Here is a 23,070-nt window from a genome sequence, read left to right on the forward strand (position 1 = left end):
GACGTGTGGTTCTCCCCCCGAAGAACGTGGGCGCTTCACCCACTGATCACTTGCTCCCCAGCAAGATCACTTTCCACACCTGAGGGAATACCCCCGGTCGCTGCCGGAGGGGCTGGCTCGGTGTGGTCGTGGTGATGTGCATTGGGCGGTGGTCGCGGCTACAGCCTGTCCGGGCGGACGAGGTGCCAGTTGCCGGACGGAGTTGTCCACAGCATGAGTCCTGGCCAGATCTGGTGGAGCGTCCAGCCGGGGCTTTGTTTGAGGCGGTGGTGTCGTCTGCAGAGCGGGGCGAGGTTGCAGCGGCAGGTGGTTCCGGGACGCCACGGGATGGTGTGGTCGAGGTCGCATCGCTGCGCGTCCCTATTGCAGCTTGGAAACACGCAAATGGTGTGACGGGCCAGCACTTCGCGACGCATTGTGGCCGACGGCCGGTAGCCGGGGCGTCCGTGGACTTCGTCTCCCGCCTGGCAGACGGCGTCCCGCGCGTCGGCGAGCTGGTCGTGGACGCGCTGGACGGCGTCCGCGATCGCGGCGGGGAGTGCACGCCGAGAGACACGATCGCGGACGTGGGTGAGCTTCTGCTCGACCATGGCCGCGAGGTCGCGAACGACCGGGTTCTCGGTCGGCTCGGCAACAGCGCCGACCACCGCAACTGCGGGGTTGCGGGCGGCCTCGGCCGTCGGATGACTGCCGGGCTGGGCGTGAAGGGTCTTGACCGCGACGGGGAGTTCGGTGCCGGAGAGGAGAAGCGTGGCCAGGTCGGCGCGGATCTGAGGGAGGGTGCGCGTGTCACCCTCCTGCTTCACGCCGTGGGCGGCGGCGGTGATCTTGTTGTAGATGGCGTGGGCGTCCTCGGGGGCGAGGTCGCACAGAGCCAGGTTCGCCGTTCCGGACGGGTTGTCCCAGAGTTCGAGCCGACGATTGCGGACGGCTTCTCGCTTGCGTTCCTCGACGGCGGCCGGGGCCAGCCGGTCGGCGATCCGCTTGATCCGGCGGCGGAGTTGGCCGGTGGTCTGCTCGGACGCCTTCTCCAGCGCGGCGGCTTCGAGTCGCTCGGCGACCTCGTCCGGCACGTTGTCGGCGGCGTCGCAGATGACACGGGCTTTCGCCATGTCGATCCGACCGGTCTCCAGTGCGCTGCCTGTTGCGGCCAAGGGACCGGTGAGACGTTCGGCCAAGTGGACCAAGGTGGCTGCGGTGTTGCCCGTGACGGTCAGCGCGGCAGCGACCTCTTCAGTGACCGACTCGTGCGCGGACAGGATGCGGTAATCGGGGTCGCCGTCATCTTCGGCGTCGGTACGCCGCCGTGACAGTTCGGCGAGGGCGGCCAGTTCCCGGGCCTGCGCCCAGGAGGTCTGGCGACGTGCGGCGGCGGCCACCTGGAGCAGTTCGTCATCGGTCAGATCCGCCAAGCGCTCTTTTCCACCGGACAGACAGACGGCCAGCTGAGGACCAGGAGGAAACCACTCTCGATCCTCCCACTCACGTTGACGTTGACCGCCAACGATTTCAACTTCGACAGTCTCGGCGGCAACCAACATGACAATTCACCTCCCCTCTCAACCTCCATTAGATTATATGACATCCCCCGAGTTGCATTGCAGACATTTTGGACACACCCAAGAATTACATCAAGATTTTTTTCCCGGCGCACGCACACCGGACAAACAAAAGGACGCCCCTACCGCTTTACGATCATCCAACGGTCGCCGGTGGCTGAGCACGGCTTTATCGGATAAGTGTGGTTGCTGCAGGTGGACAGTTGCGGTGGCCCCTGCGGACACGCGCACACACTCCCGCCAGTCACCGGCCAAGGCCACGTTGGTTGCGGTAGTGGAGTTGAGGCACGTGGCCCGGCCCCAGCCGCCACCGTCCGCGCGAAGCGCGACCAGACCGCACCACGCACCAAACCCGACACGTAAAAGACATCCCCCAGCCCGCTACCGCAACCAACGTGACAGCAACCGGCGAAAACAGAAACGGACGCGACCGCCTTCGGAAGGCCACCTCAGCCGCCCACCTACCCGAGCCACCCTAATACCGGCAGAAAAAGGGACCTAAGCCACGCACACGCCCCGAGCGACCCAACCAGAGCGCAACCGGCCAGACGTGAAGCCAAACGAATAGATCAGCCACCGAGAGCACACCAGAACGTCCACCAGTAGAGCGCACGCAAGAACAAAGACCCGCACAGAGAAAGCCCGGCCGGAAGCAGCCCCGGCCGGGCTTCTCACATCAGTCGAGGCGCAGGTCTGCAGCCAGACTCTCGTAATGCAGGTCAGCATCGCCGAACGCCAGCGACGCCGACATCGCATGCTCGGAGAACAAGTGCAGATCATGTTCATGCGTGAAGCCGATGGCTCCATGCACCTGATGACCGAGACCACACACACGTTCGTATGCCTCGCTCACCCACGCCTTCGCCATCGCCACTTCCTGCGCGGCCTCCCAGTTCGCCGACAGCCGCCAGATGGCTTCGTACGCGATGAACCGCGACCCCAGCACGTCGATCGCCATGTTCGCGCAGTGGTGCTGGACGGCCTGGAACGACCCGATGGCCTGCCCGAACTGCTCCCGTTCCGTCGCGTACTGCACCGTCATGTCCAGGACGTGTTGCGCCGCGCCCACCATTTCCGCGCACGTCGCGGCCGCCCCGAACAACGAGACGGCCTCCGCCGCGTCGGCCCCCGCCGCGCCGGTCCCCGCTGCGTCGGCCCCTGCCGCGCCGGTCCCCGCTGCGCCGGTCCCCGCTGCGTCGGCCCCGAGAACGTCCAAAGCGCGAACGCCGTCCAGCTCCACATGGCACGGACGGTCGGCACCGATCGTCTCCACCGGGTGCAGCGTGACGTCCGAGGCGTCCACCCAGAAGGCACGCGGCTCACCATCGAGCCGCGCTACGACCAGGATGTTCTCAGCCGACGCCGCGTACGGCACGAACATCGCCATCCCGCTGACCACGAAGGCGTCGCCGTCCCGCACCGCAGTAGGTCCGTCCCCTGGACGATCCCACGGCAACGGTGCAGCAGTGACGACCTGGCCGTCCGCGATGGCGCGCAGCCAGCGCTCCTTCTGCTCCGGCGTCCCGAACCGGGCAACGGGCATCCCGCAGCAAGCGACCGAGACCAGCAGTGGGCTCGGGACCTGCGCGTATCCCAGTTGCTCGAACAGCAGGCACACGTCCAGGAAGTCGCCGCCGACGCCGCCGTGCTCCTCGGGGAAGGCGAGGCCCGTCCAGCCGAGTTCCACCATCTCCTTCCACAGCGCGGCCGAGTAGCCGGCGGGGTCGCCGTCCATCGCCCGCGCCCCGGCGGTCTCGGCGCGGGACGTCAGGACCTCGCGGGCGGTGGAGGCGATCAGCTCCTGGTCCTCGGTCAGGCTCAGGTCCATAGCGGCGGCACCTTGTCCGAGCGGACCCACACCCCGGGCCGCTCCTCCCAGAACAGCTGGACGAGGACGCCGCCGGTGTGCTTCGGGTGGATGAACGTGTGCTTCCAGGCCGCCCCGTCGGTGACGCCGTCCTCGTCGTCGAAGGTGGGCGTGCCGTGGTGCTCGCAGGCGGCCATCGCCTTGTCCCAGTCGTCCACCTCGAAGGTGACGTGGTGGGCGCCGGGACCGCCCTTCGCGAGGAACCGCTCGATGAACGAGTCCTCCCCGCGCGGCATGATGACCTCCCAGCAGATGGCCGAGCCGGGGATGTTCAGGACGAGGTCGGCCATGTCGGGGTGTTCGTCGTCCGGAGTCCGCCACACCTGCACGAACCCGGCCAGCTCGCGGTACCAGCGGGCCAGCGCGTCACGGTCGTGGAACGCCTGGCAGATGTGGTCGAGCGCCACGACGCCGAGCGACGGCCCTTCCGAAGACCCCGCCCCCGCGGACCCCGCCCCCGAGGACGCCGCCCCAGAAGCTCCCGCCCCTTCGACCACCGCCGCGTCGGACGAGTCGCCGCACATGTCGAGGCTGCCCGGCCCGCGAAGCCGCCACAGAACCCCCGTCCCGTGCTCGGGCGGGCTCAGCGACGCCTCCAGCCACCGCCCGCGCGCCCCGTCCGTCGGTTTGATGCCGCGCACTTCGAGCTCCGCCCGGACGGCTTCGAGGTCGGGGACCTCGGCGCCGACATGGTGCAGCCCGGGACGTCCACCGTGCTCGTCCAGCCATGTCCGCAAGGACGAACCGTCGCCGGACGGCGCGACGACCTCCCATGCCTGCCCCCGGCTCCCGGGGATCTCCAGCCGCGCGCCGCGCACGCCCTCGCCCGGGTTGTCCCAGCTCCGGACGCGCCGGAAACCGAACAGCCCCTCCAGTAGCCCCACCTGCGCGTCGAGGTCGGGCGTCACCTGCGCGACATGATCGATGCGATAGATCTGCACTGGCCCTCCTAGCCCTGCCTAGCCGAAACCCTTCCCCAGCACAGCCCGGCTCAGCTCGGGTGCGGCTCGATCCAGTCGTAGCCGTACGTGACGAGTTCCTTGACGAGACGCAGGTTGTAGCGGTTCATCGCGGCGATGCGCTCGGCCAGCTCGCCGATCCGCTTGTCGAACTCGTCCGCCGGGTACACGTCGTTGACCAGGCCCAGCTGGAGCGCGCGGTCGGCGTCGATGCGGGCGCCGGTGAACAGCAGCTCCTTGGCGCGGGCCTTGCCGATCCGTTCCGGGAGCCGCTTCACGCCGCCCCATCCGGGCGCGGACCCGCCGAACTCGGGCTGGTCGGGGTCGCCGTCCTCGGTCATCTTCGGCCGGTACGGCGGGCGCGCCGACAGCGTGATCTCGACGAGGCCCATCTTCGCGTCGCTGGAGGCGATGATGAAGTCGGCCGCGAGCGCCAGTTCCAGGCCGCCGCCGACCGCGTACCCGTGCACGGCCGCGATCACCGGCACCGACAGCCGCTCCATCATCGCGAACGTCTTCTCGCCGAGCCGCCCCTGCTCGATCCGCTCGCGCGGGGTCAGCTTCTCCGACCAGGCCAGGTCCATCCCGGCGCAGAACGCGCGCTCGCCGGCGCCGCGCAGCACCACCACGCAGACGTCCTCGTCGTCGTCGACGCTCCGGAAGATGTCGCGCAGCTCCGTCATGGTGGTGGGCGTCAGTGCGTTGAGCTTGTCCGGCCGGTTCAGCGTCAGCCAGGCGACGCGTTCCTCGATCCGCAGGTCGACGGTCTCGTAGTCGTTCTCGTCGGGCATATCGGTGGATCTCCTCCCGGGTGGGGTGGATACATGGGTGAATGTCAGCTGCGGGGCAGGTTCAGGCCCCGGGTGGCGATGACGTTGCGCTGGATCTCGGTGGTGCCGCCGAGGAAGGTGGACGCCACCGAGTCGCGGCACATGTGCGTGAAGACGGCGTCGAGTGGGGCGTCTTCACGGCCCCACAGCGCGGCCGAACGTCCGAACGCGCGCGCGCCGGTGCGGGCCAGGCGCTGGTGCAGTTCGGCTCCGAACAGCTGGTTGATGGACGCCTCGAAGTCGGGTTCGTCGCCCGCCGCCTGCCGCGACACGGTGTAGCGGGCCAGGTTGTACAGGACGCGGATCTCCGTCCGGCGCCGCGCGATCTCCTGCCGCAGCGCCGGCGTCGTGCGGGCGAACCGCCGCCCTTCCGGCGACCGCAGGTAGGCGACCAGGTCTTCCAGGGCCTGCTCGTACTTGATGGTGGCGCCGATCCCGGCGCGCTCGAAGCCGAGCGCGCTCATCGCCACGTACCAGCCGCGGTTCTCCTCGCCGACCCGGTTCGCGACCGGCACCCGCACGCCCTCGAAGAAGATCTCGCAGAACGGCGCCGCGCCCCGGATGTCGGTGATGGGACGGACGGTGACCCCTGGCGCGTCTGCCTCGATGAGCAGGAATGTGATGCCCCGGTGTGGTTTCTCCGCGTCCGGGTCGGTTCGGACGAGCACGAACAGCCAGTCGGCGTACTGGCCGAGGGACGTCCACACCTTCTGGCCGTCCACGACATACACGTCCCCATCGCGGACGGCGCGCGTCCGCAGCGAGGCCAGGTCGGAGCCCGATCCCGGTTCGGAGAAGCCCTGCGCCCATGTCGCCTCGCCCGACGCGATCGCGGGCAGATGCCGCGCCTTCTGCTCCTCCGTGCCGTGCACCAGCAGCGTCGGCCCGAGGAGGAACGCGCCGATGCCGTTCACCGTCGGCACCCGCGCCCGCATCATCTCCTCGTGCAGGACGAACTCCTCCAGCGGCGACAGCCCGGCGCCGCCGTACTCGGCCGGCCAGTGCGGCGCGATCCAGCCGCGCTCCGCCAGCGCCGCCGCCCACGCCCGCGCGCCCTCGCGCCGCCCCGGATCGTCCGACACCCGGTCGACGGGCCAGTTGTAGCCCGCGACGTCCTCGGGTTCGAGGCTCTGCTCCTCGTCCCCGGCCGGACGGTACGACGCGGGGAACCGCTCCTCGATGAACGCCCGTACCTCCGCGCGAAAGGCGGCCTGCTCCGGCGTGTCCTCCCAGTTCACCGGCCCCCCGCCTCCCGGTCCCAGGTCGTCTCGGTGATGCCCGATTCCCCCTGCGCGCGCAGCTTGTACTTGGCGACCTTGTCGGTGGGAGTGCGCGGCAGGGCGTCCACGAACTCGACGTAGCGGGGCACCATCGAGCGCGGCAGCCGCTCCTCGCAGTAGGCGACCAGCTCCTCCGGGTCGAGCCCGGTATCGGGTTGCACCACGATCGACACCTTGATGTCCTCGTCCTCCAGTTCCGAGGGCACGCCGATCGCGGCGCACTCCAGGACGGCCGGGTGCTGGTTGATCTCCGTCTCCAGGTCGAAGGCCGAGATGTTCTCCCCGCGCCGGCGGATGGCGTCCTTCATCCGGTCGAGGAAGTAGAAGTACCCGTCCTCATCGCGCCATACCCGGTCACCGGTGTGGAACCACATGTTCCTGAAGCAGTGGGTGGTCGCCTCCCAGTTGCCGTAGTAGCCGGTCGTCAGGACGAACGGCTGCTTCGGCCGCAGCACCAGCTCGCCGGGCTCACCGGGCCCGACCTCGCGGTCCTGCTCGTCCACCACGGCGACGTGGAACCGCTCCTCGTGCGCCTGCCCGCACGACCCGACCCGCCACTCCCCGTACGGGCTGCCGGTCGCGATGCCCGCCTCGGTGCTGGTGTAGGTCTCCACCGACCGGACGCCGAACCGCTCCCGCATCGGCTCGTCGAGGTTCGACTTGCCCATGTAGAACGTCTCCAGCCGGTGGTCGCGGTCCCGCGACGTCGGCGGCCGGTTCAGCAGGATCGGGATCATCGAGAACACGCTCATGCAGACCTGCGCGTCGAAGCGGCGCACGTCGTCCCAGAACCGCGACGCGCTGAACCGCTCGACGATCGCGATGGAGCCGCCGCCGAGCAGGGCCGACAGCATGCCGTCCCACAGCGCCGCCGCGTGGAACAGCGGCAGCGGGCAGTAGACCGTCTTGCCCCACCGGTCGAGGAAGTCGAGCGAGTCGTACGCGCAGGTCAGCGCCAGCGCGTGCGGGACCATCGCGCCTTTGGACGGCCCCGTGGTCCCGGACGTGTACATGATCGCCTGAAGGTCGCCGAAGCCGACCTCCACGTCCACGGTGCCGCCCTCGTCGTGCAGGGAGCCCAGGTCGCGGGCGGGCTTGCCGAGCCGGTCGAGCAGCACCCCGGCCGCGGCGGCGTCGCGGACGAGGACCCCGCCGAGCTTCGGCAGCCGCTCGGCGATGTCCGGGATGCGCTCGGCGTACGGGCCGTCGATGATGAGCCAGCCGGAGTCGGAGCTGTCCAGGACGTGCCGGAGCAGTTCGTGCTTGTAGGCGATGTTGATCGGCACGGCGACCGCGCCCAGCCGCGCCAGCGCGAACACGATGTGGACGAAGTCGGCGCAGTTGGGCAGCATCACGCCCACGTGGTCGCCGCGCCTGATCCCGGCGCCGGACAGGGACCGGGCGAGCCGGTCGGCGGCGGCGTCGACCTCGCCGTAGGTGACCTCCCCGTCCCGGAACTTCAGGAACGGCCGTCTTCGATGTACCTGCGCCTGTGACCGGAGTACGTCCCCGAGGACGAAGCTCTCCAGCGTCTCCTTGCGCATCCGGACCCTCCGCTGTCGCTGCGTGGCGTACGTGCGTGCGTCGTCGGTGGCTGGGCGGCTGATGTGGCTGGTGGCGGCTGGCTGGCGGGCGGTCGCACGGCGGCGGACGGGCGGCGGCCGCGAAATCGGCCGGCGACTTCACACAACCGGACAACGTCCTCAATAGAGGAACACGAATCCTCATACCCGGCAACAGTGGCGAAACAGCAAGAAACTGGTTTTAGAGTGATCTACTGGGACATTGGACTTCTTCTGTGACCCAGACCACACCGGCGCCGCCCCCGGCCTCCATTCGCCCCTCAGATCCCCCTCAGATCCCCCTTGAGAAGCGCCCGGCTTGTCGTTGAGTGCCAACGAATGTCCCCCAGGATCGGAAGATCTCACCGAACGCGGAGCCGAGTGACGGGCCTATCGTTCTGCCGTCCCCCTGCGGAAGGAACGGGTGCGCCATGGAGAATCCACAGCCGCGCTGGTGCTCGTGCCGGGTACCGGACAACGCGAACCCCGGCCATGGCCCCGGCCACGACACCGCCCGGGGCGTCACCCGCAGGCAGGTCCTCGGCGGGCTGACGGCCGCGAGCGCCCTCACCCTCGCGGGCTGGCCCGGCACAGCCTCCGCCTCCGCCACCGTCGCAACGGAGAGCACCCGCCACGGCAAGTCCGTCACGATCACCGTGATGGGCACGTCCGACATCCACAGCCACGCGGTCAACTGGGACTACTACAAGGACGCCGAGTACGGCGACCACGACGGCAACGTGGTCGGCCTGGCCCGCGTCTCCAGCCTGGTCAACGAGATCCGAGCCGCCCGGGGACGCGACCGCACCCTGCTGTTCGACGCGGGCGACACCATCCAGGGCACCCCGCTCGGCTTCTACTACGCCACCGTGGAGCCGATCACCGAGACCGGCCGGACGCACCCGATCGCCGACCAGATGAACGCCATCGGCTACGACGCCGTGGCCCTCGGCAACCACGAGTTCAACTACGGCATCCCGTTCCTGGACGCGTGGATCCGCCAGATGGACGCCCCGGTGCTCGCCGCGAACGCCGTCCGGGCGGGCACCCGCCGCCCCGCCTACCGCCCGTACATGATCAAAAAGATGCACGTCCGCGGGTACCCGCCGATCCGCGTCGGCCTGCTCGGGCTGACCAACCCCGGCATCGCGATCTGGGACAAGGCGAACGTCTCCGGCAAGCTCGACTTCCTCGACCTGGTCGAGACGGCCCACCGCTGGGTGCCGGTCATCCGCGCGCAGGGGGCCGACGTCGTGATCGTCAGCGCCCACTCGGGCGACAGCGGCACCTCGTCCTACGGCGACGCGCTGCCCGTCGAGAACGCGTCCGCCCTGGTGGCCGAGCAGGTCCCCGGCATCGACGCCATCCTGTTCGGGCACGCGCACCTGGAGATCCCCGAGCGCTTCGTCACGAACACGACCACCGGCGAGACCGTCGTGATGAGCGAGCCGAAGTGCTGGGGCGAGCGCCTGTCGGTCTTCGACCTGACCCTGCGCCACGAGCGCGGCCGGTGGAAGGTCACCGGCAAGTCGGCGACGGCGGTGAACACGAACACCGTCCTGGAGGACCCGGCGCTCGTCACCCTCGTCAAGAAGCAGCACGACGCGGTCGTGGCGTACGTGAACAAGGAGGTGGCGACCTCCACCGAGGACATGTCGGCGGCGGAGTCCTGCTGGAAGGACACCGCGATCCTCGACTACGTCCACCTCGTCCAGACGGCGAAGGTGAAGGACGCCCTGGCCGGCTCAGAGCACGCGTCGCTCCGCGTGGTGTCGATCGCGGCACCCTTCAGCCGCGCCGCCACGTTCCCCGCCGGGAAGGTCACCATCCGGGACATCGCGGGCCTCTACATCTACGACAACACCCTCATGGCGAGCGTCCTCACCGGCGCCCAGATCAAGGACTACCTGGAGTACTCCGCGCAGTACTTCAAGCAGGTCGCGGCGAACGCCCCCGTCGAGCCCACCTCGTGGACGAACGCCGGCAGCCGTCCCGACTACAACTACGACCAGTTCTCCGGCGTCACCTACGACGTCGACATCGCCAAGCCGGAGGGCTCCCGCATCACCGGTCTCTCCTACGACGGCACGGCCGTCACCCCCGACCAGCGGTTCGTGGTCGCGGTGAACAACTACCGCCAGTCGGGCGGCGGCGGCTTCCCGCACATCACCGCCGCCGAGGTCGTCTACAACGCCCAGGTGGCGATCCGCGAGGCGATCGTCGAGTACGCCTCCGCCGCCGGGACCATCGACCCAGCGGCGTTCCACACCGAGAACTGGCGCCTGACCAGGGACGGCACGCCGGTCTTCTAGCCTCGCCGGTCTTCTAGCCTCGCCGGTCTTCTAATCCCGCCCGTCCCCCACGAGCCAAGGCGGTGCGCCGCCGCAACGTCGCGGCGGCGCAGGCCCCCCATCGACCAGGCGCACCCCGGGGTCAGGTGTGCGCGGGCAGCGGCTCGACGCCCTCGGCGCCGTCCGCCGGGGTGGCGTCGGCGGCCGGTGCCTTCCCTCCCGGACGCGGGGTGTTCATCAGGACCGCGACGATCAGCGCGCCGCCGATGAGGATGCCCGCCGCCCAGAGGCCGGCCGCCGCGAAGCCCTCCACCAGGGCCAGCTTGGCGACGGCGGGGCTCGGGCCGTGCTCGGCCAGGTAGTCGGCGGTCGCGGTGGTGGCGATGGTGTTGAGCAGCGCGATGCCGATCGAGCTGCCGACCTGCTGTGCGGTGTTGACGCTCGCCGACGCCACGCCCGCGTCGCCCTGGTCGACGCCGTGGGTGGCGTAGTTCATGGCCACCGGCATGATCATGCCGGCGCCGAAGCCGAACACGAGCTGGGAGACGAGCACACCGGACGCGTAGGACGTGCCGGGGTCCAGCCGCATCAGCCACAGCATGCCGACGGCGCCGAGGAGCATGCCGGGGACGATCAGCGTCCGCGGCGCGACCTTGGGCAGCAGCCGCGAGGCGAGCCCGCCCGCCGACGCCAGCACCGCCGCGGTCATCGGGAGGAAGGCCACGCCCGTCCTGATCGGCGAGTACCCCTTCACGACCTGCAGGTAGTAGGTCATGAACAGGAACGCGGCGAACATGCCGGCGCCGGCGACGGCCACGGCCAGGTAGGCGGCGCCCCGGGTGCGGTCGGCGACCACGCGCAGCGGCAGCAGCGGCCGCGCCACCAGGGCCTCGACGACCGCGAACGCGGCGAGCAGCACGGCGCCGGCGACCAGCAGGCCGATGATCGTCGCCGAGCCCCAGCCGTCCGACTCGGCGCGGCCCGTGGCGTACACGATCGCGACCAGGCCGCCGGTGACCAGCAGCACGCCGGGGACGTCGAACCGCGCCCTGCCGTCGCTCCGCGACTCGGACAGCATCACGTACCCGCCGATCGCGGCGGCCAGGGCGATCGGGATGTTGATGTACAGGCACCAGCGCCAGTCCAGGTAGTCGGTGAGCGCCCCGCCGGCCAGCAGCCCGAACGCGCCGCCCGCGCCGGCGATCCCGCCCCAGATGCCGAACGCCTTGGCGCGCTCCTTCGGCTCGGTGAACATCACCGTCAGCAGCGACAGCGCGGTCGGCCCGAGCAGCGCGCCGAAGGCGCCCTGGAGGGCACGGGCGACCAGCAGCATCTCGAAGTTGCCCGCCGCCCCGCCCAGCGCGGACGCGGCCGTGAATCCGAACAGGGCGATCAGGAACGCCCGCTTGCGTCCGGTGTAGTCCGCGATCCGGCCACCGAGCAGCAGCAGCCCGCCGAACGCCAGCGTGTAGGCGGTGATGATCCACTGCCGGTCGCCGTCGGAGATCCCGAGGTCCCGCTGGATGGACGGCAGCGCGATGTTCACCACGGTGGCGTCCAGCATGAGCATGAGCTGGGCCAGCCCGATGAAGACCAGCGCCCCCCAGCGGCGCGGGAAGGCCGCCGGGAGCGGCGCCTTCGTGTTTGACATGGCTTCCTCACTCGTCTGCGTCGCGCGCCGCGCGGATCGTCGCGCGGCGTCCTGACGACCACGAGATGTCGGCGGGCGGCCCGCTGTGACAGCCCGGCCGTGTGACGTGTCCCACGGGACGCCGATGTCACAAAATGGCGGGGACGGGCGTCTCGTGCGTACAGCTCTGTTGGAGACAGGCAGGTGGGAGCCAGAGATGACCGAGCGGACCGAGCGGATCGACCCGGCCACAGAGGCGTTCGTCGCCCATCGGAACCTGCTGTTCACCGTCGCCTACGAGATGCTCGGCTCGGCCGTCGACGCCGAGGACGTCCTGCAGGAGACCTGGCTTCGGTGGGCGGGCGTCGACCTCGCCACCGTCCGGGACAAGCGCGCCTACCTCGTGCGGATCACCACCCGCCAGGCGCTGTCCCGGCTGCGCGTGCTCGGCCGCCGCAAGGAGAACTACGTCGGCTCGTGGCTGCCCGAGCCGCTGCTGACCACGCCCGACGTCGCCGAGGACGTCGAACTCGCCGACAACGTCTCGATGGCGATGCTGCTGGTCCTGGAGACGCTGACGCCGACCGAGCGCGCGGTGTTCGTGCTGCGCGAGGTGTTCGACCTGCCGTACGACGAGATCGCCGAAGCCGTCGGCAAGACCTCGGCGGCGGTCCGGCAGATCGCCCACCGGGCGCGCTCGCACGTCGCGGCCCGCCGCCCGCGCGACGCCGTGTCGGTGAGCGAGACGCAGGCGGCGCTCAACGCCTTCCAGCGCGCGGTCGAGACCGGCGACCTGCAGCACCTGTTCGACATCCTCGCGCCGGACGTCGTCGTGCTGAGCGACGGCGGCGGCATCCGCCGGACCGTGCCGCGGCCCGTCGTGGGGTCCGACAAGGTGAGCCGCCTGCTCGGCCTCGGCCTGAGGCGGCTCCACGCCGAGGCGTCGTTCGTGCCGGTCCAGGTCAACGGCCTGCCGGGGCTCGTCATCCGGCTGGACGGGCAGACCGACACCGTCATGACGATCCGGGTCGAGAAGGGCCTCATCAAGGGGTTCTACTTCGTCCGCAACCCCGAGAAGCTGTCGCGCCTGGAGCAGGAGACCACCCTGAGCCGCTGAGCGCGGGCAGGCGGGCCCGCACTCTGTCATTTATTTAGCGGTAATGGTCATTGCTGCCACTTTGCCTGGTCACCGCCCAGGCGCGAAGGTCGGGTCATGCATGGATTTCCCCTTGGACGCGCCTCCCTCGCCCCTTCCCGCGCGGACGCCGAGGCGATGTGGCGGCACGTCGTGGACCTTCTGGAAGACGAGCGCGAGCAGGTCGCCGAGCGGGAGGTGAGCGCGCCGGTCGGCGACCGGGACCTGAAGGCGCTCAGGGACGCGCTCGGCGCGTACGACTTCGGCCGTCCGGTGCCCGCCGAGGGCGTGGTCGAGGACGTGGCCCGGATGCTGCGGGCGGCCACCGTCCACACGACCCACCCGCGCTACTTCGGCCTGTTCAACCCGACGCCGGCGCTGCTGGGCGTCGTCGGGGAGACGCTCGCCGCCGCGTTCAACCCGCAGCTCGCCGCCTGGTCGCACGCGCCCGCGGCCGTCGAGATCGAGGCGCACCTGCTGCGCTTCCTGGGCGGACGGCTCGGCTACCCGCCCGCGGCGGTGGCCGGATCGTTCACCAGCGGCGGCGCCGAGGCGAACATGACCGCCGTGCTGCTGGCGCTCACGCGGACCTGGCCCCGCTACGGCGAGGAGGGGCTGCGGGCGCTGCCGGGCCGTCCGGTGATGTACGCGTCGGCGGAGAGCCACCTCGCCTGGCTCAAGATCGCGCACGCGGCGGGCCTCGGGCGGGACGCCGTCCGGCTCGTCCCGGTCGGGCCCGACCTGCGCATGGACACCGGCGCCCTCGCAGAACGGGTGGCCGCCGACCGGGCGGACGGCGACCTGCCGTTCCTCGTCGTCGCGACCGCCGGGACCACGGCGGCCGGGGTCGTCGACCCGCTGCACGACCTCGCCGACCTGTGCCGCGACCTGGGCCTGCGCCTCCACGCCGACGCCGCGTACGGGGGCGCGGCGGCGCTGTCGGACCGGCTGCGGCCCGCCCTGGCGGGCATCGAGCGCGCCGACTCGATCACGGTGGACGCGCACAAGTGGCTGAGCGTCCCGATGGGCGCCGGGGCCTTCCTGTGCACGGACGCGGAGGGCCTCTCGGAGACGTTCCGGGTCGCCACGTCCTACATGCCGGCCGAGGTCCCCGGCACCGCGGACCCGTACACGTCCAGCCAGCAGTGGTCGCGCCGGTTCATGGGCCTCAAGCTGTTCCTCGGCCTCGCCGTCGCGGGCCGCGCCGGGTACGCCGAGCAGCTCGAACACGACGCCGCCCTCGCGGACGCGCTCCGCCGCGGGCTCGCCGCCGCCGGCTGGGACATCGTCAACGACACCCCGCTGCCCGTCGTCTGCTTCGCCGACCCCGGCGCCGCGACGTGGGAGCACCACGAGGCGCTCGCCCGCCGGGTCGTCGAGGGCGGACGCGCGTGGATCAGCCCCGTGCGGCTGGCCGGGCGCGCCGCGCTGCGCGCCTGCGTCATCAGCCACCGCACCGCGCCCGCCGACGTCGACGAACTCGTCCGGGCCGTCGGCGAGGCGCGCGCGGCGTCCTGACGCGGGCCCGTCTGCCGCGCGGTCAGGTGCGGCGGCGGCCCCGGACGAAGTAGTCGACGACCAGGGCGATGGCGCCGAGGCCGGTGACGGCGTTGACGGTGATCGACAGCCAGGTGTCGGCGAACGCGACGCTCACCACCACGTTGATCGCGAGGAGGACGGCGACGATGGTCCAGCGCAGGCTGTTGCCCATGGGAGTGCCTTTCATGTGGGGGGTCTGCTCAGGGACGGGTCTTCAGTGGACGGACGGGGAGGTGCGGCGGCGCAGCATCGCCCGTGCCGGGAGGAGGATCGCGGCGGTGCCGGAGCCGGCGACGCCGAGGAGGACGGCCGCGCAGGCGGCCGGTGAGACGGCGGGCAGCGGCACGCCGGTGACCGCCGTCGCGAAGGCCATGAGGGTCACGGCCGCGATGGCGACGCCGATCGCGGTTCCGGTGCCGAGGATGATGGCGGCCTCCAGCCGCAGCATCCGCAGCACCTGCCGGCGGGTCGTGCCGACCAGGCGCAGCAGCCCGAACTCGCGGCGGCGCGCGGCGGTGGCGAGGGCGAGGGTGGTGACGAGCCCGATCGCGATGAACCCGCCGATCGCGGCGACGACGACCTGGTTGACGAAGCCCTGGAGCCGGATCTCCTCCGACAGGGCCTCGTCGAAGGCGTCGCGGTCGATCGCCTGGACTCCGGTGTAGGCGGCCGTGGCGGCGCTCAGGTCGGCCTTGCCGCGCACGAGGACGTGATCGTCCAGCCCGGTGGCCGTGTGGGCGGCGACCAGGTCGCGCGGCAGCAGGACGTCGCCGAAGCCGAGGTCGCGGTCGTAGACGGCGACGACGCGGGCGTCGATCCGGGTGCCGTCGCCCAGCCACAGCGGCGCGGTGGAGCCGACGCGCCGGCCGCCCGCCGCGTTGCGGCTGAGCGCGACGGTGGTGCCGCGCAGGTCGCGGAGGCGGCCGGAGGTGACCTTCGGGTCCATGGTGGCCTCGGCGTCCGCGCCGATGCCGCGCGCGGGCAGCGAGGTCAGCTCCTCGTCGCCCATCTCCTTGATCTTCATGACCACGGTGGTGCGGTTGACGGGGGTCGCGGCGGTGACGCCGGGGACGCGGCGGACGGCCTCGGCGGCGCCCGGCGGGAGGCCCGGCCCGGCCGACACGACGACCTGGTCGGCGCGGCTCCCGGCCGCCGCCTGCTCGGTCGTCGCGTGGACGATCGTGGTCTGCGCGAAGAGCTGGGTGCCGGCGAACGCGACGGCCAGCGCGACCGGCGTGATGACGGAGCCGGCGCGCAGCGCGGCGGCGGCGCTGCCGTGCCGGGCGAGGCGTCCGGTGACCGGGGCGAGCGCCTGGGCGGCGCCGCCCAGGAGGCGGGCGCCGTGCCGCGCGAGCAGTGGCCCGAGGAACGCGGTCGCGACGATCAGCGACATCACCAGCCCGCCGACGGCGGCGACCGCCGCCGCGCCGGAGGTGGAGCCGGAGAAGCCGAGCGCGCCCAGGCCGATGATCAGGAAGACGACGCCGGTGCCGATCCGCCATCCGGGCAGGTCGGCGGGCTCGACGGCCGCCTCGCCCAGCGCCTCGACGGGCCGGATCCGGGTGACCCGCAGGGACGCGAGGAGCGCCGTCACCACCGCCGCGAGCAGCGTGACGGCGACCGCGGCGAGGGCGGGCAGCGGGCTGAGCGCGGGGCCGAACCCGTCCGGCAGGACGTCCATGCGCCCCATCGCGGTGAGCATCGCGGCGCCGAAGCCGAGCGACAGCGCGCCGCCGATCAGCGCGGCGGGCACCCCGGCGCGCAGCGTCTCCCGGACGAGCCGCCCCTGCACCTGCCAGGGGGTCGCGCCGATCGCGCGGAGCACCGCGAACTCGCGGGCCCGCTCCCGCACCGACAGCACGATCAGCCCGCCCACGACGACCAGCGCGGTCATCACGGCGACGCCGGCGAACGAGGCGCCCATCTCCAGGATGTCGGGACGCGCGGCGGCCACGGCCGGGGACTCGACGTCGCCGCGCGCCTTCCCGGTGGAGACGGTGAGGCCGGGCGCGGCCTTCCGGAGGTCGTCCGTGTCGGGGTCACCGATGACGGCGAGGGCGTCGGCGTGGCCGGGATGCCCGTAGAGCGCCGCCGCCGTGGCCGGGGTGAAGAACGCCGCGGCCGGGCCGTCGCCCACCACGCCGGAGACCCGGTAGGGGCGCGGGGTGCCGTTGGTCTGCACCTTGACGGTCGTGCCGGGCGCGACTCCGGCGGAGCGGCTCAGCACGACCTCGTCGGCGGCCCACGGGGCGCGTCCGGCGCTCAGCTCGTAAGGGCGGAGGGCCGCCGAGTCCCAGCCGTGGCCGGTCAGCGTCCGGCCCGAGGGCAGCAGGACGGGGAACGACACGTCCGCGACGACGGACCGCACGCCGGGCACGGCCCGCAGCCGGTCCGCGGCACCCGCCGGGACCCGGGACGGCTCGGTCACCGGCCGGGTCGCCTTCGCCGGCGGGTCGCCGAGCTTCTTGATCGTGGTGGAGACGCTGCGCGGCCCGGTGACGACCGCCGCTGCGGCTCCGTACCGCTCCACCGGGCCGTGCGCCCGCCACGCCGACTCGATCAGCACCCCGCAGGCGCCGACCAGCGCGGCGGCGAACAGCAGCGCCGCGAAGATCCCGGTGAACGCGCCGCGGTTCCTCACAGCGACTCCCAGCGGTTCATGATCGCGGCGGCGGACGGGTCGGCGACCTCGTCGACGATCCGGCCGCGGTCGAGGAACAGCACCGAGTCGGCCCACGCTGCCGCCATCGGGTCGTGCGTCACCAGCACCAGCGTCTGGCCGGTCTGGTCGACGGCCTCGCGCAGCAGCCGCATCACGTCGCGGGCGGTGCGCGGGTCGAGCGCGCCGGTCGGCTCGTCGGCGAACACGACCTCCGGGCGGGTGATCAGCGCGCGGGCGATGGCGGCGCGCTGCTGCTGCCCGCCGGACAGCTCCGACGGCCGGTGCGCCAGCCGGTCGGCGAGCCCGACCCGCCCGACGACCTCGCGCAGCCACGCCGGGTCGGCGGCGGCGCCGGCGAGCCGGAGCGGCAGCGTCACGTTCTGCTCGACGTCCATGGACGGGATCAGGTTGAACGACTGGAACACGAACCCGATCCGCTCCCGGCGCAGCCGGGTCCGCTTGGTCTCGCTGAGCCGGCCGATGTCCGCGTCGCCGATCCGGACGGTGCCCTCGGTCGGGCGGTCGAGCCCGGACGCGCAGTGCAGGAACGTGCTCTTGCCCGAGCCGGACGGCCCCATCACCGCGGTGAACCCGCCGCGCGGGAACGTCCACGTGACGCCGTCCAGGGCCCGGACCGAGCCGTAGGTCTTGGTGACCGACTCCAGTCCCACGGCCCGCGCGGTCGCCTCGGCCGTCATCGTCGTCATGATCCCCTCCGGGTGAAATCCCCCTCTGACCTTGACGAATCTAGGTTCGAGAGGGCACCCGGCACATGGGCCCGCGCTCCCGAATCGATGGTGTAGCGGGCTACACCACCGAGTGCGGGAAGGAGCGTTCCAGGGTCAGGGAACGCGGGCGACGGCGCAGAGCATGGAGACGTCCTCGATGCGGGGACGGTTCCTTGGGGGGACGTCCGAGCGCCACTCGACGACGGAGCCGACGCCCGGCGGCAGCAGCTCCAGCCCGTCGAAGAAGCGGGCGAACTCGTCCCGGCTGCGGAGCCGGAACGGGACGCCGCTGCGCTCGTTCGCCGCCTCGTTCTCCGCGTACTCCTCGGCGGTGAGGTAGTCGCCGGTCGCGTGCGTCATCACGAGGTGGCTGCCGGACGGGAGCACCGACAGCAGCCGCGAGACGATCCCGTACGGGTCGTGGTCGTCGGTGACGAAGTGCATGGTCGCGACCAGCATCAGCGCCATCGGGCGCGTCATGTCCAGGGTGCCGGCGAGGGCGGGGCTCGCGAGGATCGCCTCCGGGTCGCGCAGGTCGGCCTCGATGTAGGCGGTCCGGCCCGTGGGGGCGCTGTTCAGGAGCGCGCGGGCGTGGACGAGCACCACCGGGTCGTTGTCGACGTACACGATGCGGGACGTCGGCTCGATCGACTGCGCGATCTCGTGCACGTTCCCCGCCGACGGCAGCCCGGTGCCGATGTCGAAGAACTGGTGGATTCCCGCCTCCCCGGCCAGGTAGGTCACCACCCGCTTCAGGAAGGCGCGGTTCTCCACGGCGGCCAGCCGGACGGTCGGAAAAGCGGAGGCGACCACCTCCGCGGACTCCCGGTCGACCGCGAAATTGTCCTTGCCGCCGAGCCAGTAGTTGTACCGCCGGGAGGGGTGCGCCTTCGTCGGGTCGATCCCCGCCGGAACCCGCTCATCACCCAACGCAGCCCTCGATTCGGTGTTCCGCCGCGCCGGCGCGGCGGACGGGCAGATCGCAGTCTCCCATTGTGCAGGTCGCGGCGGGAAACCGCACCGCCAGGGGCCCCGAAACGGCGCGCGTTGTGCCATGGTTGCGAGGTGGATCTCTTCTACAGTCCGTTCGACTTCGCCATTCAGGACGACCCCTACCCGGTGTATTCGGAACTGCGCGAGAAGTCACCGGTCTACCGGAACGACAATGACGACTTCTGGGCGCTGTCCCGGCATGCCGACGTCGTCGCCGCGCTGAAGGACTCGGCCCGTTTCTCCAGCCGGAACGGACTGCGGATCGAACCGGCCTTCTGGGGCCCGGACGCGGAGAAGTTCTTCTCCTTCGTCGCGATGGACCCGCCCAAGCACACCCGGATGCGCGGGCTCGTCTCCCGGGCGTTCACCGCGAAGCGCGTCCAGGCGCTGGAGCCGCGGATCCGCGAGATCGCGCGGGAGTGCGCGGCGCCGCTGCTGGACGGCGCCGAGTTCGACCTGATGCGCGATTTCGCCGGCCGGTTCCCCACCGATGTGATCTCCGAGCTGGTGGGCGTCCCCGAGGCCGACCGCGGCATGGTCCGCGACCTCGGGATGGCCGTGATGTACCGGGACGAGGCGGGCACCGACATGCCGCCGGAGGCGCTGCAGGCCATCGGCGCGCTCGTCGGCTACTACACCGAGCTGACGATCGAGCGGTCCAAGGAGCGGCGGGACGACCTGCTGTCCGGCCTGATCGACGCGGCCGAGGACGAGGACAGGCTCACCCCCGAAGAGATCGTCGGTGTGCTGATCCTGCTCGTCGGCGCCGGCATCGAGACGACGATGCTGACGCTCGGCAACGCCTGGCACGCCGCCTGGCTGCACCCCGAGCAGCGCGCGAAGGCGTTCGGCGGGCGCATCGCGGACTGGGTGGAGGAGACGCTCCGCTGGGACCCGCCGTCGCAGGCGCTCGCCCGCACCACCACCGAGGACGTCGAACTGCACGGCGTGACGATCCCGGCGGACTCCCGCGTCCTGCTGCTCGCCGGCGCCGCCAACCACGACCCCGCCGTGTTCACCGACCCGGAGCGGTTCGACCTGGACCGCGACACCGGCCAGTCCCTCGCGTTCGGGAACGGCCGCCACCACTGCCTCGGCATGAACCTCGGCCGGATGGAGGCGCGGCTCGCGCTCGGCGAGATCACCGGCACGGTCGCCGACTTCGAGATCGACATCGACCGGGCGGTGCGGGTCCGCTCGTCCAACGACCGCGGCTTCGCCTCGCTGCCGACCCGCGTCACCGCGCGCCGCTGACGCTCGCCGACCGCACCATCGGCGGCCGGTCCGGCCGCCGATGGACGCCTTCGCCCGCCGGCCGTGCCACTCATGAACGAATTACTCTCCCCGATCACTGAGAAGTGAATATCCGGGCAAGAGTCCAGATCATGAAGGGCAAGCGCGAGCCCGGGGCCGAGTTCCCCGGCACGGAACCGGCGGGCCTCGCCCAGCATGGCCGCGCGCACACCGACTGGATCGTCTACGGCGTCACGGCCGTGCTGTCGGTGGCGTTCGTGATCTGGGGCGGGGCGTCCACCGGCACCCTCAGCTCCGCCGCGCAGAGCACGCTGAACTGGCTCCTCGGCAACGTCGGCTGGCTGTTCGTCCTCGCCTCGACCGGCTTCGTCGTCTTCTCGCTGTGGCTGGCGGTCAGCCGGTACGGGCGCATCCCCCTCGGCCAGGAGGGCGACGAGCCCGAGTTCCGCACCGTCTCCTGGATCGCGATGATGTTCAGCGCCGGCATGGGCATCGGGCTGATGTTCTTCGGCGCCGCCGAGCCGCTCACCCACTTCGTCATGCCGCCGCCCGGCACCGACGCGCCGCAGAGCGAGGCGGCGATCGAGACGGCGATGGCCACCACGATGTTCCACTGGACGCTGCACCCGTGGTCGATCTACGCCGTGCTGGGCCTCGCGATCGGGTACGGGCACTACCGGCGGGGCCGCGACCAGCTGATCAGCTCGGCGTTCGCGCCGCTGCTCGGCCACCGGCGCACCCAGGGCCCGCTGAGCAAGCTGATCGACATCCTCGCCCTGTTCGCGACGCTGTTCGGGTCGGCGGCCTCGCTCGGCATCGGCGCCCTCCAGATCCAGACGGGCATGCGGGAGGCGGGCTGGATCGAGAGCCTCGGCACCAGCGTCCTCGTGCTGACCATCGTGGTGCTGACGATCTGCTTCATCCTGTCGGCCGTGTCCGGCATCGCCCGCGGCATCCAGTGGCTGTCGAACATCAACATGGTGCTCGCGGCCGTCCTCGCCCTGTTCGTGTTCGTGGTGGGGCCGACGGTCTTCATCCTGGAACTGCTGCCCACCTCCATCGGCGTCTACATCCAGGACTTCGGCGAGATGGCGTCCCGCTCCGGCGCGACCGGCGGCGCGGCGATGAAGAACTTCCTCGCCAACTGGACGATCTTCTACTGGGCGTGGTGGATCTCCTGGGCCCCGTTCGTCGGCATGTTCCTGGCCCGGATCAGCCGCGGCCGCACCATCCGCCAGTTCGTCGCCGGCGTGATCATCGTGCCGAGCACCGTCAGCCTGGTCTGGTTCGCGATCTTCGGCGGGACGGCGATCAACCAGCAGCACCGCGGCCTGAACCCGTACGGGAACGGCTCGGAGGAGCAGATCACCTTCAACGTCCTGAGCGACCTGCCGTGGGAGTCCATCACCGGCGTCATCGTGATGCTGCTGGTCGCGATCTTCTTCGTGTCCGGCGCGGACGCCGCGTCGATCGTCATGGGCACCCTGTCGCAGCGCGGCTCCACCCGTCCCGCCCGCTGGATCGTCATCTTCTGGGGCGCCCTGACCGGCGGCGTCGCCGCCATCATGCTGGTGATCGGCGGCGACGAGGCCCTCAACGGCATCCAGAACATCACCTTCATCGGCGCGCTGCCGTTCACGATCGTCCTGATCCTGCTGTGCTTCTCCCTCTGGAAGGACGTCCGCGACGACCCGATGATGCGCCGCCAGAACAAGGGCGCCGAGGTCCTGGAGGACGCCGTCATCACCGGCGTCCGCCGCCACAAGGGCGACTTCGAACTCCAGATCCGCCCCTCCGCCCCCGACAACCCGAGCCCCCCTCAAGATGGAGGGATCTCCGAGGGGGGACGATGACTTTCGCGAACCAGGCCGACGTCCAGCACACGGCCATCGAGCTGCTGGGCGATCGCACGTTGGTCGCGGAGGGCCGAAACCTGCCCGTGTTCGCGTCCTCGTCACTGGACGAACCGCGGCCGGGGCTGACCGAGGCGGTCGTGGTCGTGCACGGCGCCCTGCGCAACGCCGGTGACTACTTCCGCTCCATCGAGGCGGCGCCGCACCGGCTGGTCGTCGCGCCGCAGTTCCTCACCGAAGACGATGTGCGCGGCCGCAGTGAGCGCGCGCATTTCCTGAGCTGGAGCACCGAGGGCTGGAAAGGCGGGTTCGGGGAGGTCAGTTCGTTCGCGGTAATGGACGAGCTGCTGGGCAGGCTGAGCGCGTTCCCCGAGCTGCGCAGGGTGACCGTCGTCGGCAATTCGGCGGGCGGCCAGTTCGTGAACCGGTACGCGGCCGTGGGTCGCGGGCCCGACGGTCTCGCGGTTCCGGTCCGGTTCGTGGTCGCCAATCCGTCGACCTACCTGTACTTCGACACGTGCCGGCCGAAGGGCGGCTCGTTCGTCCCGCACGGGAACCTCGAAGTCGACCAGTGGCGCTACGGTTTCGGCGGTCCACTGCCCGGCTACCTGGGCCTTCCGGCCGGTCCGCGCAAGGAGGCGGCGATCGCGGAGTACTTCCGGCGCTACACCGAGCGGGACGTCGTCTACCTCCTCGGCGAGGAGGACGCCGACCGCGGGGCGCTTCTGCTGGAGGTCCATCCCGCCGCCGAGGCCCAGGGCGGCACCCGGCGGGAGCGCGGCGAGAACTACCACCGGTATCTGGCCTTCAAGGCCGGGCGGGTCGTGCATCGGCTGGTCCACGTGCCGGGCGTCGGGCATGACGCGGCGGCCATGTTCGGCTCGCCGCAGGGCCGCCGGTGCCTGTTCGGCGACCCCGCGTAGGGCGG

The 23,070-nt window shown here is 71.3% G+C and carries 17 protein-coding genes; 6 read left to right on the forward strand and 11 right to left on the reverse strand.

The window, feature by feature from the left end:
• Nucleotides 1–158 precede the first annotated feature (158 nt).
• The 6 genes from AB0K34_RS07700 to AB0K34_RS07725 form a co-directional block, all read right to left on the reverse strand.
• Nucleotides 159–1,541, reverse strand: a complete 1,383-nt coding sequence (locus AB0K34_RS07700; RefSeq protein WP_364546314.1) for a DUF222 domain-containing protein — start codon at nucleotides 1,539–1,541, stop codon at nucleotides 159–161.
• 694 nt (nucleotides 1,542–2,235) lie between these two features.
• Nucleotides 2,236–3,387: an acyl-CoA dehydrogenase family protein gene (locus tag AB0K34_RS07705; protein ID WP_364546317.1), complete on the reverse strand. Its 1,152-nt coding sequence runs from the start codon at nucleotides 3,385–3,387 to the stop codon at nucleotides 2,236–2,238.
• Nucleotides 3,378–4,367 carry a VOC family protein gene (locus AB0K34_RS07710; protein ID WP_364546319.1) on the reverse strand — a complete coding sequence of 330 codons (990 nt, stop codon included), beginning with the start codon at nucleotides 4,365–4,367 and terminating at the stop codon, nucleotides 3,378–3,380. The genes AB0K34_RS07705 and AB0K34_RS07710 overlap by 10 nt, the downstream gene beginning before the upstream one ends.
• Before the next feature lie 50 nt (nucleotides 4,368–4,417).
• Complete coding sequence (locus AB0K34_RS07715) at nucleotides 4,418–5,176, reverse strand: enoyl-CoA hydratase/isomerase family protein (RefSeq protein ID WP_138642005.1); 759 nt, start codon at nucleotides 5,174–5,176, stop codon at nucleotides 4,418–4,420.
• Nucleotides 5,177–5,220: 44 nt separating this feature from the next.
• A complete protein-coding gene (locus AB0K34_RS07720; protein ID WP_301174632.1) occupies nucleotides 5,221–6,453 on the reverse strand; it encodes an acyl-CoA dehydrogenase family protein in 1,233 nt (410 codons plus the stop codon).
• Entirely contained in the window at nucleotides 6,450–8,039 is a 1,590-nt protein-coding gene (locus AB0K34_RS07725) for an AMP-binding protein (RefSeq protein WP_301174631.1), read from the reverse strand. Before AB0K34_RS07725 ends, AB0K34_RS07720 begins: the two co-directional genes overlap by 4 nt.
• Nucleotides 8,040–8,488: 449 nt before the next feature.
• Between AB0K34_RS07725 and AB0K34_RS07730 the strand changes: the two genes are divergently transcribed.
• Nucleotides 8,489–10,369 carry a 5'-nucleotidase C-terminal domain-containing protein gene (locus AB0K34_RS07730; RefSeq protein ID WP_364546324.1) on the forward strand — a complete coding sequence of 627 codons (1,881 nt, stop codon included), beginning with the start codon at nucleotides 8,489–8,491 and terminating at the stop codon, nucleotides 10,367–10,369.
• Nucleotides 10,370–10,490: 121 nt separating this feature from the next.
• Here AB0K34_RS07730 and AB0K34_RS07735 read toward each other — a convergent pair whose 3' ends face one another.
• Complete coding sequence (locus tag AB0K34_RS07735) at nucleotides 10,491–11,999, reverse strand: MFS transporter (RefSeq protein WP_364546327.1); 1,509 nt, start codon at nucleotides 11,997–11,999, stop codon at nucleotides 10,491–10,493.
• A 196-nt stretch (nucleotides 12,000–12,195) separates the two neighbouring features.
• On the opposite strand from AB0K34_RS07735, the gene AB0K34_RS07740 reads away from it, so the two are divergent.
• Both AB0K34_RS07740 and AB0K34_RS07745 read left to right on the forward strand, forming a co-directional pair.
• A complete protein-coding gene (locus tag AB0K34_RS07740) occupies nucleotides 12,196–13,095 on the forward strand; it encodes an RNA polymerase sigma-70 factor (protein WP_301174628.1) in 900 nt (299 codons plus the stop codon).
• Nucleotides 13,096–13,191: 96 nt separating this feature from the next.
• Nucleotides 13,192–14,631, forward strand: coding sequence for a pyridoxal-dependent decarboxylase (locus AB0K34_RS07745; protein ID WP_364546331.1), 1,440 nt, complete (start codon nucleotides 13,192–13,194; stop codon nucleotides 14,629–14,631).
• A gap of 22 nt (nucleotides 14,632–14,653) precedes the next feature.
• Here AB0K34_RS07745 and AB0K34_RS07750 read toward each other — a convergent pair whose 3' ends face one another.
• The 4 genes from AB0K34_RS07750 to AB0K34_RS07765 all read right to left on the reverse strand — a co-directional run bounded on the left by AB0K34_RS07750 (nucleotide 14,654) and on the right by AB0K34_RS07765 (nucleotide 18,972).
• Nucleotides 14,654–14,839 (reverse strand): hypothetical protein, encoded by a 186-nt coding sequence (locus AB0K34_RS07750; RefSeq protein ID WP_138639730.1) that lies wholly within the window; start codon nucleotides 14,837–14,839, stop codon nucleotides 14,654–14,656.
• Between the two features lie 27 nt (nucleotides 14,840–14,866).
• Nucleotides 14,867–17,293 carry an ABC transporter permease gene (locus AB0K34_RS07755; protein ID WP_364546335.1) on the reverse strand — a complete coding sequence of 809 codons (2,427 nt, stop codon included), beginning with the start codon at nucleotides 17,291–17,293 and terminating at the stop codon, nucleotides 14,867–14,869.
• Nucleotides 17,290–18,012 carry an ABC transporter ATP-binding protein gene (locus tag AB0K34_RS07760; protein ID WP_240808314.1) on the reverse strand — a complete coding sequence of 241 codons (723 nt, stop codon included), beginning with the start codon at nucleotides 18,010–18,012 and terminating at the stop codon, nucleotides 17,290–17,292. The genes AB0K34_RS07755 and AB0K34_RS07760 overlap by 4 nt, the downstream gene beginning before the upstream one ends.
• 144 nt (nucleotides 18,013–18,156) lie before the next feature.
• The gene (locus AB0K34_RS07765) at nucleotides 18,157–18,972 is read right to left on the reverse strand and encodes an SAM-dependent methyltransferase (protein ID WP_364546338.1); all 816 of its coding nucleotides are present in this window, start codon (nucleotides 18,970–18,972) and stop codon (nucleotides 18,157–18,159) included.
• Between the two features lie 135 nt (nucleotides 18,973–19,107).
• On the opposite strand from AB0K34_RS07765, the gene AB0K34_RS07770 reads away from it, so the two are divergent.
• From AB0K34_RS07770 to AB0K34_RS07780, 3 genes are all read left to right on the forward strand, one after another.
• The gene (locus AB0K34_RS07770) at nucleotides 19,108–20,289 is read left to right on the forward strand and encodes a cytochrome P450 (protein WP_301174623.1); all 1,182 of its coding nucleotides are present in this window, start codon (nucleotides 19,108–19,110) and stop codon (nucleotides 20,287–20,289) included.
• A 131-nt stretch (nucleotides 20,290–20,420) separates the two neighbouring features.
• A complete protein-coding gene (locus tag AB0K34_RS07775; RefSeq protein WP_364546341.1) occupies nucleotides 20,421–22,142 on the forward strand; it encodes a BCCT family transporter in 1,722 nt (573 codons plus the stop codon).
• Nucleotides 22,139–23,065 carry a hypothetical protein gene (locus AB0K34_RS07780; protein WP_364546344.1) on the forward strand — a complete coding sequence of 309 codons (927 nt, stop codon included), beginning with the start codon at nucleotides 22,139–22,141 and terminating at the stop codon, nucleotides 23,063–23,065. Before AB0K34_RS07775 ends, AB0K34_RS07780 begins: the two co-directional genes overlap by 4 nt.
• The last annotated feature ends 5 nt before the right edge of the window (nucleotides 23,066–23,070 follow it).

The organism is Actinomadura sp. NPDC049382 (assembly GCF_040677125.1).
GTDB classification, from domain to species: Bacteria; Actinomycetota; Actinomycetes; order Streptosporangiales; family Streptosporangiaceae; genus Spirillospora; species Spirillospora geliboluensis.

What these genes read in the sequence shown, in the direction of transcription:
- AB0K34_RS07750 (WP_138639730.1), bottom strand. Translation starts at nt 14,839, where the DNA reads ATGAAAGGCACTCCCATGGGCAACAGCCTGCGCTGGACCATCGTCGCC.
- AB0K34_RS07760 (WP_240808314.1), bottom strand. Translation starts at nt 18,012, where the DNA reads ATGACGGCCGAGGCGACCGCGCGGGCCGTGGGACTGGAGTCGGTCACC.
- AB0K34_RS07700 (WP_364546314.1), bottom strand. Translation starts at nt 1,541, where the DNA reads ATGTTGGTTGCCGCCGAGACTGTCGAAGTTGAAATCGTTGGCGGTCAA.
- AB0K34_RS07775 (WP_364546341.1), top strand. Translation starts at nt 20,421, where the DNA reads ATGAAGGGCAAGCGCGAGCCCGGGGCCGAGTTCCCCGGCACGGAACCG.
- AB0K34_RS07780 (WP_364546344.1), top strand. Translation starts at nt 22,139, where the DNA reads ATGACTTTCGCGAACCAGGCCGACGTCCAGCACACGGCCATCGAGCTG.
- AB0K34_RS07715 (WP_138642005.1), bottom strand. Translation starts at nt 5,176, where the DNA reads ATGCCCGACGAGAACGACTACGAGACCGTCGACCTGCGGATCGAGGAA.
- AB0K34_RS07725 (WP_301174631.1), bottom strand. Translation starts at nt 8,039, where the DNA reads ATGCGCAAGGAGACGCTGGAGAGCTTCGTCCTCGGGGACGTACTCCGG.
- AB0K34_RS07705 (WP_364546317.1), bottom strand. Translation starts at nt 3,387, where the DNA reads ATGGACCTGAGCCTGACCGAGGACCAGGAGCTGATCGCCTCCACCGCC.
- AB0K34_RS07735 (WP_364546327.1), bottom strand. Translation starts at nt 11,999, where the DNA reads ATGTCAAACACGAAGGCGCCGCTCCCGGCGGCCTTCCCGCGCCGCTGG.
- AB0K34_RS07730 (WP_364546324.1), top strand. Translation starts at nt 8,489, where the DNA reads ATGGAGAATCCACAGCCGCGCTGGTGCTCGTGCCGGGTACCGGACAAC.
- AB0K34_RS07745 (WP_364546331.1), top strand. Translation starts at nt 13,192, where the DNA reads ATGCATGGATTTCCCCTTGGACGCGCCTCCCTCGCCCCTTCCCGCGCG.
- AB0K34_RS07740 (WP_301174628.1), top strand. Translation starts at nt 12,196, where the DNA reads ATGACCGAGCGGACCGAGCGGATCGACCCGGCCACAGAGGCGTTCGTC.